The sequence below is a fragment of the Geomonas limicola genome (genome assembly GCF_014193675.1).
GTDB classification, from domain to species: Bacteria; Desulfobacterota; Desulfuromonadia; order Geobacterales; family Geobacteraceae; genus Geomonas; species Geomonas limicola.
The window spans coordinates 304,953-318,931 of record NZ_BLXZ01000002.1; the positions used below are offsets into that span (position 1 = coordinate 304,953).

The following is a 13,979-nucleotide window of genomic DNA, read 5'->3' on the forward strand; positions in this document are numbered from 1 at the left end:
TGATCGGTCCGATCACATCTCCAAAATAAGCGGCAGTATCACCGGCCGCCGTTCTATGGTCTTGTTGAAAAAGCGCCTGAGCACCCGGCGTACCTCGAGCTTCACCTCGTTCCAGTCGGCGAGCACCTCGGTGTTCACCAGCGCCAGGGTGTCCAGCACCACCTTTTTCGCCTCTTCCAGGTACTGCTGGCTCTCGTCTTCGAAGACGAAGCCGCGCGAGACGATGTCCGGGCCGTAGATGATGGCCCCGGTCACCTGGTTGATGCCGATGATGACCACCACCATGCCGTCTTCGGAGAGGTGCTTTCTGTCCTTCAACACCACGTTGCCGACGTCACCCACACCCTTGCCGTCCACGAAGACCCGGCCGGTCTCGACCTGGTCCACGATGGCCGCCTCGCCGTCCGAAAAGAGCACCACGTCGCCGTTTACCGCCAAAAGACAGCGCTCCTTGGGAAGCCCCACCTTCTGGGCCAGCTGGCTGTGCTTCACCAGGTGGCGGTACTCGCCGTGCACCGGCACGAAGTACCTGGGCCTGACCAGGTTGTGCAAAAGCTTCAGCTCTTCCTGGCTTGCGTGCCCGGAGACGTGCACCTCGGAGACCTTCTCGTGGATCACCTCGGCGCCACGCCGGTACAGGTGGTTCATCAGGTCCGAGATGGTCTTCTCGTTCCCCGGAATGAAGCGCGAGGAGAGGATCACGGTGTCCCCCTCCTCGAGCTTGATCTGCTTGTGGTCGTCCATCGCGATCCGGGTCAGCGAGCTCATCGGCTCCCCCTGGCTCCCGGTGGTGATCATGCAGACCTCTTCCTTGGGAAGCCGGGGGAGCTCCTTAAGATCGATCAGCAGATCCTCGGGGATGGTCAGGTAGCCGAGCTCCCGGGCGATCTGCACGTTGCCGATCATGGAGCGACCGTTTAAAAGCACCTTGCGGCCGCTCTTCTTGGCCGCCTCGACCACCTGCTGCACCCTTTGGATGTTGCTGGAGAAGGCCGCCACGATGATGCGCCCCGCGCAGCGCGGGAAGATCTCGTCGAAGGCGTCCCCCACGAGGCGCTCGGAGAGGGTGTACCCCTCGCGCTCCACGTTGGTGGAGTCGGCCATGAGCGCCAGGACCCCCTGTTCGCCGTAGCGCGAGAAGGTGGCCAGGTCGGTGAGTTCGCCGTCGACCGGGGTCTGGTCCAGCTTGAAGTCGCCGGTGTGGATCACCACCCCCTCGGGGGTGGTAAGCGCCAGCGCGCAGCCGTCCACGATGGAGTGCGAAACCCGGATGAACTCGACCTCGAAGGCGCCGATCTCGACCTTCTGGCGCGGCTTCACCACGCGCAGCTCGACCTTCTGGTCCAGTTCGTACTCCTTGAGCTTTTCCTTCAGGAAACCGAGGGTGAGCGCGGTACCGTAGATGGGGGGGGAGAGCTCGCGGAGCACGTAGGGAAGCGCTCCGATGTGGTCCTCGTGGCCGTGGGTCAAGAGGATGGCGCGCACCTTGTCGGCGCGCTCGGTGAGGTAGCTTATGTCCGGGATCACCACGTCGATGCCGAGCATGTACGGCTCGGGGAACATCAGGCCGCAGTCGACGATGACGATATCCTCGCCGTACTCGAAGACCGCCATGTTGAGCCCGATCTCGCCCAAGCCCCCCAGCGCTATGAACTTAAGGCCGGTGCTCTCGCTACTGACTGGTTCCACAGGGTATCCTTGTCGCTGTCATAACATTCCCTCAAAGGGAGGGGAAACCTGCGCCGATCCGGCCACCGAGCTGCTGCGGGCGCGAAAACGAGGCGAGTGCGGTGCTGCGGTGGTTCTTGCCGGGGCCGGCCGCTAGCGGGCGCCCGTCGGCTGCCCCTGCTTGACGAGCTGGGCGATCCGGGCGTCGCACTTCTTGATCCACTCCTCGCCCGGCTGGTAGAACCCGGAGAGCGCATAAAAGGAGCTCCGCAGCGAGCGGTAGGCGAGCAGTGCCCGGGTGGTGTCCCCGCGCCGCACGCAGGACTCGCCAAGATCCCAAAGCCGCTGCGCCGACTGGTCCACCGTCGGGCTGAACGGGGTGTACATGTGGATCGCCGACTCCCAGCCTGCCAGGGCGCCCACGAAATCGCCGGCGGCCATCGCCCGTTCTCCCTTGGAGAACTGGACATGCTGCCGGTAGAGCGTGTTCCCCCAGATGAGGACGATCGAGACCAGCGCGATGAACGCGGCATTGACCGCTATACTCTTGATCTTTTCCATGTATCCGTTTGCCTCGGCGTGCGGGAAAGCCCTCTAGCCTTTGAAAAAGTTCGGGACGCAGATGAGGAGCGCACCCACCAGGGCCGAAATAACGCCTGCCAGGACCGCGAGCGACGCCACGCTGTCCCAGGGGCTCTTCAGCCGATGTGCCGCCGGCAGTCCCCAGACGACCAGGACAAGTCCCGCCAGCACCATAGCTCCATACGCCACAACCATCTAGTGAACCTCCAGCTTGGCCGCAATCGCCTCGCGCACCCGCTCCATCAGCTCGCTCTCGGGAACCCCCTTGCTCTCGAGCGGCGCCGAGAAGCTCACGCTGATGGTACCCGGGTAGAGCTCCAGGCGGTTACGGGGGTTGCGCTCCCTGCTGCCGTTAATGGTAAAGGGGACGATGGGAACCCCGGCCTTGGCGGCCAGGAGGAAGGCGCCGCGCTTGAACGGCAGCAGCGAGCCGTCCATGGTGCGGGTCCCTTCCGGGAAGATCACCACGCTGGTACCCGAGGCGATGCGCTGGGCGGCCTGCGCCATGCTCTTCAGTGCCTTCCTGCCGTCGCTTCTGTCCAGCGCTATGTAACCGGCCCGACGCATGGCGGCTCCGAAGAGCGGCACCCTGAAGAGCTCTTCCTTGGCGATCCAGGAGAACATGCGCGGGATCGCCACGGTGAGCGAGTTGATATCGAAATTCCCCTGGTGATTCCCCATGTAGATCACCGGTCCGTCGGTCGGCACCAGTTCCTGTCCCGAGACCGCCACCTTGATCCCGGCGACCTTGAGGCTCCAGACCGACCAGAATTTGGCGCAGGCGTGGCCCGCCTTGCCGGTGGCGTCGAAGAGTCCTCCGATCACGGCAGCCAGAGAGCAGGAGAGCGTGAGGGGAATCCAGAAAAGGAGGTAGATCCGTGCACGCAACATCAGGCACTCCTTGCAGATAATCCCCGGTACGTTACTTTTTTTTACCGATGGAGTCAAACCAATTATCGCTTGCCAGGTTCCCGCGAATTCTATACACTTCGACAACCTCAACGAGCAAAAAATGTGAAATGCCAATTAAGTTTGTCACTGCCTGCTACGCAATTTCAGGCATTTACTGAGCCCCCGTTTGCCAAATAAGTTTGTCACTCTGCGCTACCCAGCAGGAGAGTGACAAACTTATTTGGCAACGACGTGCGGTGACAGACTTATTTGGCAAAACCTAACAATGATGGCAGAAGAAAGCCCCTCTGAGGTCTCGGTATCTCAGAGGGGCTTTTTATTATTTTTCACTACCACGTGATCAGGCGGCCCACTAATTCGAAACCCAGTGAAGTGGCTGTGATTTCATTCGCATGTGTTCGTGCTGAACGTGGTAAGGACGGAGGACGGCGACTGGAAGGCGAACGACCCCCTGACCATATATCAATACCAGAAGTCGCTGGGGCTTCTGTACCGTCAGGAGCTGGCGTACGAGCTCGGCCGGCGCAGCTTCGAGGTGAAAATACTTGACCGGTCCCTGATGTTTATCGAGTTAAAGGGGGTGTCGGCGGAGCTCCTCGAGTACTTCAGCCCCCGCCGGGCGGCTATCGAGGCACAGGTGGCAATCTGGAAGGAGGAGGGGAAGTTTGTCCTCGGTGCCCCACGCCCGGCTATATCCTGCTTTGCGGCCTCTATTTGGCGCTCTCTCATGGCTGCGCGTCCGGTTGTTTAGGCAAAAAAGGATCTCCCGTTGATGGCGGCGTTCATTTCACGAGAGACTTTAATCACCATATCCTTGCGATCTCTTAAGAGCTGTGCAGGTACTCCCGCAACCCGACGAAGCTTGTTGATGGAAATGGGCTCGCCTGCAGAGGCCATCTGCTTTACCGCCCAGGCGACCTGTCGCTGTAGAAATTGCTCGTACAATTCAGAACGCTTCTTCAAGACCTTATTCACTAGCGGGAACTTTTTCGGATTATTCCTGTACCTTGTCCACAAACCCGCCTTCTTAAGAACTGCGGTTTCCGTCGCCTGGACTGGTTTCACCCCCGGAGCCAACATGCGATCAAAGATACTTGAAACCTCTGCTGCTTTTTGTCGGTCAGTCCCCGCCCAGTCGACTCTCTCTTTGCGGGTCTTAATAGCAGCCACCCTCTTATCGGGAATTTGCCTGTAAAACCATTCCTTGTCTTTGGTGATTAAGGCATCATATACACCGGGAAGGGCTTTCATAACGTCGGACCGTGTCGCAGTTGGGCGAATAGCGAGATACTGCTCCAGCCGAGTACGGTTTCCCTGTTGCGTGCTCTGCTTACCGGCCTTTCGATAGCAGGCGTTAAGCCCCGGCTCATCTAGTTCGATCAGAGTCAGCGCCCATTCACTACAGCAGTATCTCTGCATGATGGCAGTCTTTTTAACCCCGCTCCGCAAGTCCTCCTTGATAGCGGCAATTTTTTCATCCCCAATCTTCTTCCTCGTCTGTGGGGAAAGCAAAACGCGCCAGTGATGGCGTCGGACTTCGTCAATTACCTTGTATACGGGAACGCCGATGCGTTTTGCTATTCCAGGTAGACCGCAGGTTCCTGCTTCCAATAACCGGAAAAGCTCTTCACTCCACGGTGGTCGTGGCAACTCCTCTGAAGTCGAGGGTAGCCGTAGCCCGACAGGAATATTAGCTGAGTTTTCCGTGGCCTCTTCAAATTCCTCCAGCGAGTCGTAGAGTGCTCCCAACACCAACAGGAACAGCACCGGCGAACTGCGTCGGTGGGCTTCAGATCCTTTCCGTAAGAGTCGGCGGACCCACGCCGCCGGTCGCCCCTCTGTCCAAACCGGTGCTCCCAGCCACTCAAGCACCTCACGTCCAAACCTATTTTCCATACCATTTGCGAGGCGGGTGGGATCAACTAAAGAACCCCGTCCCCAGCTCCGCTCCAGTGCAGCCTCCCTTAGAGCTTTCCTGATGTTATCGCAGGAGGTGCCAGAAGAGTTAACCATGAAGGCGGCCTGGCGTGCGAGCCATACGAGAGGCTCAGTCCTGACAGGCTGGTTCGTGGTACATGGAAGCGGGGAGGCCCCTTGAGAGCAGCAACACTTGCCGGGCATTCCCAACGCCATACCTTTTATGGGGTAGGAGCCACACTGGCTGCAGCCCAGTGCAAGGGTCGTTTCGTGTATCCAGCAGGCCGTTACGCCAGGTAACTGATGTTCCCGCTTAAACCACGCGAATCCCTCCATCTCCCTGTCTTCCTTTATACATGTAGGGCAGTACCGAGGATGAGGTGTCGATGCCTGGCAAGGACTCCGAGAAAGCCCCAACGACAACGAGAAGGGATGGGAGGTCATGGCATCCGCCAGTTTCCTCACCCATGCTTCACGCTCGCTCTGACGGTCAAAATAAGTGAAATACGGCAAGGGGGTATGGTCCCGCACTATGATTGTCGTGTCGCGCCAGGGGTGCCCCTGCGGTACCCTTGCTGCGATTTTTGGTAGATATCCTGGAAGCGCCGCCAGCAAAGGTGCGCAGCGACGCTGGCCTGTCAGTTCCTCCAATAAATGGCTCTCGTGGAGGGCTGTTCGTGCGCTACAGCGGCAAAGGACGGAGTAAACCGTCTCCCCCTTTGCTGGTTGCGGGAAAAATGGAAAGGGAACGCCATTGCCATCGCCTCTCATGCCTCTTGGCCTCCAAAAAATGGGGCAGGATTGCATGCATTTTGCAGCACGTCATGCAGTGTTTCGTCCGAAAGCTTCTTACCTTTACGAGACCTCCCCGTTTTCGAAACGCTCTTGCCAGGCCCCGGAAGACTCCCTGATAATTCCTCCTGCTTGCGGCATAGCTCAGCCTTAACACGGGCCAACGGGGTTAGCATCGGATCCTTCTTGAACTTAGCCATCGCGTCAAAATAAAGATCGTCATATAGCGAAAGCTCTTCCTCGTCTTTCCTACTGAGTATGTCAATGATCGGGTGCAACGGGCGGAAGCGGCTCTGATAAACCTCTTCAATCATGGCAGGGGTGATCGTCTCTTTCCCCTCCTCGAGGGCGGACGTCTGGGCAGTGACAAAGAGGTTCAACATTATGCCCGTTATCCCCTGGCTGCACTTGTACAGGACCTCTATTACATCGGAGGTCAGTTCCTGCGGTTTTCGCACCCACTGATGCCACCAGATGATCTCACAGAGGGACTGCCAGTCCTTATCTTCCGGACCTCCCGGCCGCTTCAACTCATGGAAGCCACCCTCTACAAGCCGGCGGGCAATGCTAGCTTCCTCCTTCAAGACAGCTGCCGCACGATAGGTCCCGACAAGAACTATCGGAATCCCGAGTTCTTCACGTAGGTTGAGAATGAGTGCCAGAAACTCATTTTTCCCGCCGGACAGCGCCAGTGAGATGTTCTGGAATTCATCGATGACGAGAGCGCCGACATGATGGTTGGCGACGATCTTCCTCAGCGCAGAGACGTAGTGGGTTCTGGTCATCGACTTGTCTTCGAACAGCCTCGCATACAACCTCATACCAAGCAACTCGTCGGTGCGATCACCGAAGCTCTTGCATACCGCCTTAGCACTGCATTGGTCCGGGACGTTTCTCATCATGTATAGGATCTGCGTTTCGTTGAAAGGAGTTCCGTTATAACATGAGTGCCTGATCACCGGACTTCCCATGGAACGCATGATCGCCCGGATCAGCGTGGACTTACCCATGCCGGAAAGTCCTGTCAAGAAGGAAATAGTCGCAGGCACCTGCGCAAGCTGCGTCTGGTGGCGGGGACTGACAATGTCAACTTCGTCTTGGGATGGCCTCTCACCGTGAAGAAGTTGCTGACCGTGAACGGTCGCTGGGTTGCGCCACCGATACCCGCTCAACACCTGCCCATAGATCCGGCGCTGTAGCTGAGTATGCTGATCGGTTGGGAACATAAAGTTCAATAAACGCGCTGGTAGCAGAGCCCTGTAATACGAGGGAAGATCGCGCTCGCTCTCATCGAATTCGGGTATCCGACCGAGGCTATGGATTGCTTCTACCACGGACGCGGCGGGAGGCGACAACGCCTCTACCAGCGGATTGCCCTGAAAATCCGTGATAGGAATCTCGTGATATACCGGATTGTTGTTGACTAGGCATGTCATTTTCCCCTCCTCCACATCTGTAGCGCAAGCTGACCTGTAGTTAGTTGCGACTTCCTTTCCTCTTCGGAGGTTTGAATCTGCTGGCCCAAGGCCGGCACCGTTGGTTGGGCCGGCACTTTCGCGCCAGGGGCCACAGTATGATCCCCTTTAGCGTCTGTTTCCTCAGGCCCTTTAACTGTCTTTTCGGGAACAGCCGTCGTGGCCCCAGCAGCAATCATCTTCCCCGCTTCAATTTCGAGCTGAGTGTTGCTCCTCATGTTGTTCTTGCGGCTTGCCCTCGAATGTCCTTTCCGATCCTCCTTTGCCTCCTCTTCGGCCTGCTTCACTATTGCCCTGATTTTGTGGTCTCTTTCACTGTTACGGTGCAGGCTTTCATCCTTCGCCTCCCGGCGAAGTCGTTTCACCTCATCTCGTAAGACTTCCAGTTCGTAGAAGCCAGTTTTTTTTCGTCTGACGGCCTCATTGTTATTGACCGCCTGAACCCATTCTTTTGACTTGGTATCAAAGAACCAGATGCAGTCAGCGGCGTGCTCGTCAAAGCGAACGTCAACGAGCAACCGCTTTTTTCCTGACTTAGGTTTGTATTTCCTCGCGTTCACCAATAGGGGAGAAAGGTACGTCTGCGTCTTGAAAAATAGTCCTTTGGGCGTCAGGGTCGCCACTCCCTTCGTCATCAGGTTTGCGTATACATCCTTCTCCTGAATCTTGCGGGTGAACCCGCAGTAATGTTCGAGCCCCCAGCGGTACAGACCGATATGAGTGATATCTGTCTCCCCCTCTTCGATCATCTCAGGCGGAACGTGGTCGACAGGGACAGGCTCGTGGTTCAGCCCCATGATGATGTCTACAATAATCCGCTCGAGCTCATCGATGGTTAAGGCGGCAGAATCCGTACCATCGCTCTCGCGCCGCTCGCGCACCTTTGGATGTCGTCCAGGGAGGCGGTGCAAATGGCCATGCTTAACATTTTTGATGGTGGACTCCACCTTCCCCTTTCTTTCGGGACACATCGGGGGCATGATTTCCACTACGATACCGATGTCCGGAACAAGCCCAGCTTTGTCACTAACGAATTCACCGCGGTCGGCTCCGAGGCGGCAACAAAGGTGGTGGCAGGGCCAGTCGGAGCTGGTATAATCCAGCCCCAACCGATCAAATACCTCCTGTTTGTCGGTAAAGCAGTTTTTGAGCGACTTGGCGGCAAGTGCCCAACTTGCATTCTGGAGAGAAAGGGCGTATCCAACGATTGCCCCCGACCAGATGTCGACGATGACATACAGGGTGGCGTTCTTTAGCACCTTGGAACGATTGTATCGAGAGACCAACCTGACCTGAAGCTTCGTCGCGTCAATCTCAAAGCGATGCCCAGGTCCCAAGACTTCATCGCGGCTCGATCCTCGAAACTCCCAGTCAGGACGCTTTTGCCGGATTCTGCGCGGGATTTTCGCCACGATCCCAAGTTTCGTTTTAACTTCTTCACATATAGTACGAAATTGGCGAAGAGTCGGTAACTTTTCAGGTGGAAGGAGGTTCTCCTTGATGGTCTTGCCTCGTTCGATGGTTGCTCCTCTCTTAAAAAATGCCTTCTTGGTTTCCATAAAGGCTTCTTCAAGCGTGCGGCTTCCCGGGATGAAGAACATCTTGGCGCCTTTTTCAAGCTGTTCCCGTACCTCCGGCAAAGAAACATGGCTGGCAGCCGTTGGGTTTCTCGGTACCCGCCCCCTCCTCTTTGAACCTGCCGTCTGCTTTTGTTTTCCGCAATTGGCATACTGCGGTGCGAGAGCAAGATCACTTTTGCCTCCCCAGAGATACTGGTAGAAGAGCCGACGTATCATCCGCGGCGAGACGCCACACTCCGTCGCTCGTTCCTTGAACATCCGCCCCCTACATTCCGAGTCGAAGAGGGCGTCGTCGGTCTCGAACAATGGCGCGATCATGTTCACAGCTTTTTCCTTGCTGTCTTTATCATCGTCGCTCAGCTCATCGGACGTTTGTGCTATTTTTAGCTCAAACTCCAGACCGCGAATGATTTCACCGGCTTCGATCGCGGCTGTTAGTTCAGAGAATGAGACAGAGAAAGGCGCGGTCAGCGGGTGATTGTCCAGTCGCATCAGATATGCATTTCCGTACGGATCGGCTCCAAGATACCGAACGATCCCCTGTATAGACGTGGATACGCCTGGTGCTGCTGCTAAAATCTCGTTTATGTCGAGCATCTCGCCTCTCTATACATTTCCTCGTTGAACCGGCAAATCGTGGTGCAGGACGTGAGAATTCAAGTTCACGTTCAACAGGCGCAACCATACAGCCCTTCCAAAAAGACAAAAGCAGTCATCTGTAGAGAGTCTGGTTCTTTTAGAGACACCCCTCAGTACACACAGGAGAGAGAGGTCACCTCGCCAAATGAGGTTGAATTCCATGAGGAAATTCTCCATCTTTGCATTCAAATGATCTTTTTCTGCAGCGGCTATGTGCATGCGAAGGTTGTTCAGGTTCTTGGCTCGCACTAAAGGGATTTCCCGCTCGGTGACGAGGCTCCATTGAATGTTCCGACGTTGCCAGTACACCTTTTCAATAAAGAGTTTTTCGTTCGTCCGTCGATTTTTCGGATTGGCCTGGTCGACTTTTGAAAAGGGCTTCACGCTAATCACTGACAAGCCCTCCTTTTTTTGCGTCACCACCAGATCGGATGTCATGACAATTGGTGTTTTGGTTCCTGGATACCTTGGGTGGCGAAGGCCAAAAGCCTCTGCTATTTCCTGCGTTTCCTCCCAGGGAAGCAAGGCGAATTGCTCACGGATGTCCTTAACGCCCCGCTCGTATTCCACCAAGACATGACAAGCGGACTCAAGATCTGAGAGATAATGGTGGGTTCTTCCGGTTATTAGCCCATTAAACATTGAAGAGCGGCCACGTGAGGGTACGTCCCTGACATAGAAAAACGGACGATAGAGCCTACCCGCACCCTGGCCGTATCCCTGACGCAACCAACGCAGAACGTCCTTTTCGGTCACATCCCTTCGCTTTTTCATGCTTTATCCCTTCCACTTGGTAAACCTACTGTTGACCTCTTGCTGAGCCAGCGGGCAGGTGGAGTTGCTTTACGCTCGCCCAAGGCCTGTCACTGACTCAGGGCCTGTCTTTAGACCTTCTGCTGTTCTTGGGACTTCGTACTCCGTCACGAGCAGCAAACGTAGCCATACCGCTTGAGCACAAGTTTCCCCCCGAGGGTGCTTGTTTGACCAGGGCTGAAATTGCATCTGTCGCGAGATTCGCCAATTGATGGAGCGCGCCGCTATTTCTCGTGCCAAAGTTCCAGAGGCGTGCGCGACCTGAGCCCCCTCGGGATCTGATGATATCTGTCGCAGATCCAGGTGTGGAGCAACTCACCTAGGAATCCATCGTTATCCCTGAGGCTGGGCCGACGTCTCCGCCACCTGTATTTCCCGTCAGAGACGCGCGGCGACCGATGATATTCCTGATGGTGTTGAAGGCCCGCTCTAAACCAGCCGCCTGCCACGGCGGCCCTACGGGGTGGTGACGCACGCCAATCTGTAACGTACGGGCAAATGTCACGAGGTTTTTGCTTCCGAGTCGTCTGTCAATGATGATCTCTTGCGGGATGCCGCTAGACGCTGGGTTTGAACAATGTGAGTTGGTCACTTGTGGAATCCGGCACACACCGTAGCCTGTACCGCTCATGATTAATAGGCTCAAAAAATTTGCAATCCAATCCGCAGAAATATTATCTTTCAATCAGATTGATTGTCAAATAATATTTTTGAACGGCTTTATTATTTTCCAATGGCGTTGCGTAATTAATAGTGGTACATTTGCAATGACTATCTGTCTAGGGGGGGGAGGGGAATATGTCTGCAGAAATAGGTTTAAGAATCAAGGTGCTTAGGGAGGCTTTGGGGATTAGTCAGCGTGGCCTAGCTGGAAAACTCGGAATTGCTCAGCCTACGCTCTCTCTTATGGAAGCGGGGAAGGGTTCTGTTGCTTTCTATATTCTGGCTGCTATTTCTTGCATTTTTGAGGTCAGGCTTGAGTGGCTTCAATTTGGTGATGGGGAAATCTTCAAATCTAAACAAACTATTGGAGTACCATTTTTTCCCACTATTCATTCTGCGGTACCACAATGTTATATAATGGTACCAGATTTTACCGAAATAAAACTGGATAATCTTAAAGCTTTTAAGTATGAAGTTGCTCCTATCAGCAGTATTGATACAATAGTGACCCCTATGTTTCCAGGAGATTACTTTTGTATCAGGCCATTTAACCATAATGAACCTAAGCAAGGGTTGCTTATGTGTGGACATTTTTGTGATTCTGACACATTACACCTTGGCACCTTTTTGAAGTCAGATGAAATAAGTCTCTATAATATTGAAGAAACTAGTCCTTTAGCTCCTCCTTATGACGGATTTGAGGTCCTTGGAAAGGTTATTTACATAATAAAGTGTGTGAGAAATTTTGGATAGCAGTCCATTGAAGCTGCACCATTTGGGGCATAACCTCCCTTAACGAAGGCCCGGGAGGACCAATCATAGGCACTTCTTAATTTAGGTTCAGATCGAGAGGAGAACAGTGGCAATAATAGTAGGTGATATACACGGAAATGTTGAGAAGGCGCAGGCGTTCCTTGATTATCGTCCTGAAGAGGAGCATATCGCCTTGGGCGATTATCTTGACTCCCCGCTGGAGCCGCTGGAACGTCAAGTGCAGGCCCTGCGACTCCTTATGGAAAGCCGTGCGGTGCTTTTGTGGGGGAACCACGATCTCCATTATTTGGTACCCCCACCGTTTCGCTGCAGTGGGTTTCAGTATAGGGAAACGGTGCTACAGGAGATTATTGATGCAAACTACAAGCGGTTCATAGCGGCCTACCCGGTTGATGGTTGGCTCTGTACCCATGCCGGATGCAGTGTAAAGCTGGCGAAAGGGCAATCGGTGACAACTATTGCGGCAAGGATTAATGACGAAATGGCCGCCTGGCTCCAACGTGGAGAGAGAAGCAACATATTCGACATCGGGATTGCCAGAGAGGGGGCGGCATCTCTTGGTGGGTGCTTTTGGTTCGATCTGAGAGAGGAACGGCTCTGGTTGGACTCTGGGACCAAGCAGATTTTCGGTCACACATCGCTTGATGCACCAGAAATGACGGAAACCCACGTCGCCCTGAACACCGAATGCAATCAGGAATCTGTTTTTTTATTCGACACTCAGGCGTGTGAAATCATCACTTTGCCGCTACCTGAGGGCCGTCGCAAATCACTGGAAGATGGCTGGAAGGTAAGGAGGGAATAATGTGCTGAAATTCCACAAAAAGTTTAATTTTCTGGACACTGTCAATCAAATTTGCCTGACAAAAGGCAAAAGGCCGCTCCCAGATCTGGGAGCGGCCTTTTGGTTTCAGCCGTGATTCAGCACGGAAGCCAAGTGTGAGGCACGACAAGTTGAACGTCCCGGCCCTCCCGAACACGCTTGAAGAATTGGACCGCGAGAAATCAGTGCTGCATGGTCAGGGACCGAAAGCAAGTAATCGCGTGAACACCCTAGGCGCTACCCCCTCACCCAGACAAGAAGTCCCTCAGAACTCAATCCTCAGGAGGTCGGGGCGGGGTTAAATTGAGATCGTAATGGGAAATAAGAGTCCCGTCCGTTGACACGCGAAAAGGATTGGCAGCACCTAAATAAGATTTATTGCTTCCGTCTTTTTTCGGTTTCTTTGCTTCTCTTCTCAATCTGTTCCCGCCAACCGTCCAACATCATAATGTCGGCCCACAACTCATCTGGCTCGGGTACGGCCACGCCTCCCGATTACCGCTGGGAGCGCGACATCCCGATCGACACCCGAGCCCTTGCTCCGGAGTGGAGAAAGGCGGTCTGCGCCGCCGAGGCACTTTCCGTGGTGACCAGCCAGCTGCCTCAGGTTGTATCCTACGTACTCCTCCATCACCAATCCCAACAAAAGGTTGGTATCCTCCGGGAAACTGTCGTAAAGACTGCTCGAATACGTCTTCCGGTTGCCGGAATCTGCCAGCTACATCCTGGCAGCGCTTCAGGACGACTCCGACATGGTTTTCTTCTCAGGTGCCCAAGCGGCTGCAGCCATGAATCTGACGGAGGTTCTTGATATCTACTTGAAGATGTTCCAAGGGGATTTGCCGGATGACTACAACAGTCGGTTATCAGCCGCCATAAACTGTCTGGGGAAGCTTGGTGATAAAAGGGCGGTTACCTTTTTGCAGCGATGTGCGGATTCTGCTTACTGGGGAACGAAAGTTGAGGCAGCCCAAGCGCTTCTTGCTCTTGGTGATGCCAGCGGGTGGGATCTCCTGGAGCAGGCGCTGGGTGACAGAGACCGCGATTGGGTCTATTACTGCAGGGCTGGCATCGCAAGGGCCGTCGCCGAGTCAGGGGATCCCAGGGCGGTAGACCTTTTGCTTAAAGTATTGGAAACTATAGATGTAGATTACGAATGTGATGCGCAACTTCTTGAGGCGTTGATCGAATGCCTAGCCGAGATCGGTGACCCTCGTTCCGAAGAGCCGATCAGGAAATGGCAGCACTACGAGTTTGAGGATCGCGATGGCCTGGTAGAAGAGGCGCTCACGAAGCTGGAAGGTAGAGATGTAGTACCGTCCCGGTGAGGCTAGTTCTGGC

General features: G+C 54.9%; 12 protein-coding genes and 1 pseudogene. 4 read left to right on the top strand and 9 right to left on the bottom strand.

Annotated features, from left to right (window positions below; translation table 11 throughout):
- Positions 1–12: 12 nt before the first annotated feature.
- From H7688_RS05205 to H7688_RS05220, 4 genes are all read right to left on the bottom strand, one after another.
- Entirely contained in the window at positions 13–1,689 is a 1,677-nt protein-coding gene (locus tag H7688_RS05205; protein ID WP_183359996.1) for a ribonuclease J, read from the bottom strand.
- Positions 1,690–1,821: 132 nt separating this feature from the next.
- Positions 1,822–2,229 carry a tetratricopeptide repeat protein gene (locus H7688_RS05210; RefSeq protein WP_183359998.1) on the bottom strand — a complete coding sequence of 136 codons (408 nt, stop codon included), beginning with the start codon at positions 2,227–2,229 and terminating at the stop codon, positions 1,822–1,824.
- Positions 2,230–2,262: 33 nt separating this feature from the next.
- Entirely contained in the window at positions 2,263–2,445 is a 183-nt protein-coding gene (locus tag H7688_RS05215) for a hypothetical protein (RefSeq protein WP_183360000.1), read from the bottom strand.
- Positions 2,446–3,141, bottom strand: coding sequence for a lysophospholipid acyltransferase family protein (locus tag H7688_RS05220; RefSeq protein WP_183360002.1), 696 nt, complete (start codon positions 3,139–3,141; stop codon positions 2,446–2,448).
- Between the two features lie 415 nt (positions 3,142–3,556).
- Between H7688_RS05220 and H7688_RS05225 the strand changes: the two genes are divergently transcribed.
- Positions 3,557–3,913, top strand: a complete 357-nt coding sequence (locus H7688_RS05225) for a relaxase domain-containing protein (protein ID WP_281379400.1) — start codon at positions 3,557–3,559, stop codon at positions 3,911–3,913.
- Here the strand turns inward: H7688_RS05225 and H7688_RS22595 are convergent.
- From H7688_RS22595 to H7688_RS05245, 5 genes and pseudogenes are all read right to left on the bottom strand, one after another.
- Positions 3,910–4,929 (bottom strand): TnsD family Tn7-like transposition protein, encoded by a 1,020-nt coding sequence (locus H7688_RS22595; protein WP_246329717.1) that lies wholly within the window; start codon positions 4,927–4,929, stop codon positions 3,910–3,912. The genes H7688_RS05225 and H7688_RS22595 overlap by 4 nt on opposite strands.
- A 420-nt stretch (positions 4,930–5,349) precedes the next feature.
- Positions 5,350–5,886: pseudogene (locus H7688_RS22875) on the bottom strand (TniQ family protein); the annotation flags it as partial.
- Positions 5,847–7,307: an AAA family ATPase gene (locus tag H7688_RS05235; RefSeq protein ID WP_183360007.1), complete on the bottom strand. Its 1,461-nt coding sequence runs from the start codon at positions 7,305–7,307 to the stop codon at positions 5,847–5,849. The pseudogene H7688_RS22875 and the gene H7688_RS05235, both read right to left, overlap by 40 nt.
- Positions 7,304–9,523, bottom strand: coding sequence for a TnsB C-terminal domain-containing protein (locus H7688_RS05240; protein WP_183360008.1), 2,220 nt, complete (start codon positions 9,521–9,523; stop codon positions 7,304–7,306). Before H7688_RS05240 ends, H7688_RS05235 begins: the two co-directional genes overlap by 4 nt.
- A 9-nt stretch (positions 9,524–9,532) precedes the next feature.
- Entirely contained in the window at positions 9,533–10,339 is an 807-nt protein-coding gene (locus tag H7688_RS05245) for a TnsA endonuclease N-terminal domain-containing protein (protein WP_183360009.1), read from the bottom strand.
- 837 nt (positions 10,340–11,176) lie between these two features.
- On the opposite strand from H7688_RS05245, the gene H7688_RS05250 reads away from it, so the two are divergent.
- The 3 genes from H7688_RS05250 to H7688_RS05260 all read left to right on the top strand — a co-directional run bounded on the left by H7688_RS05250 (position 11,177) and on the right by H7688_RS05260 (position 13,966).
- Positions 11,177–11,794, top strand: coding sequence for a helix-turn-helix transcriptional regulator (locus H7688_RS05250; RefSeq protein WP_183360010.1), 618 nt, complete (start codon positions 11,177–11,179; stop codon positions 11,792–11,794).
- A 106-nt stretch (positions 11,795–11,900) separates the two neighbouring features.
- Positions 11,901–12,620 (top strand): metallophosphoesterase family protein, encoded by a 720-nt coding sequence (locus tag H7688_RS05255; protein WP_183360011.1) that lies wholly within the window; start codon positions 11,901–11,903, stop codon positions 12,618–12,620.
- A 719-nt stretch (positions 12,621–13,339) separates the two neighbouring features.
- Positions 13,340–13,966: a HEAT repeat domain-containing protein gene (locus H7688_RS05260; protein ID WP_183360012.1), complete on the top strand. Its 627-nt coding sequence runs from the start codon at positions 13,340–13,342 to the stop codon at positions 13,964–13,966.
- Positions 13,967–13,979 lie beyond the last annotated feature (13 nt).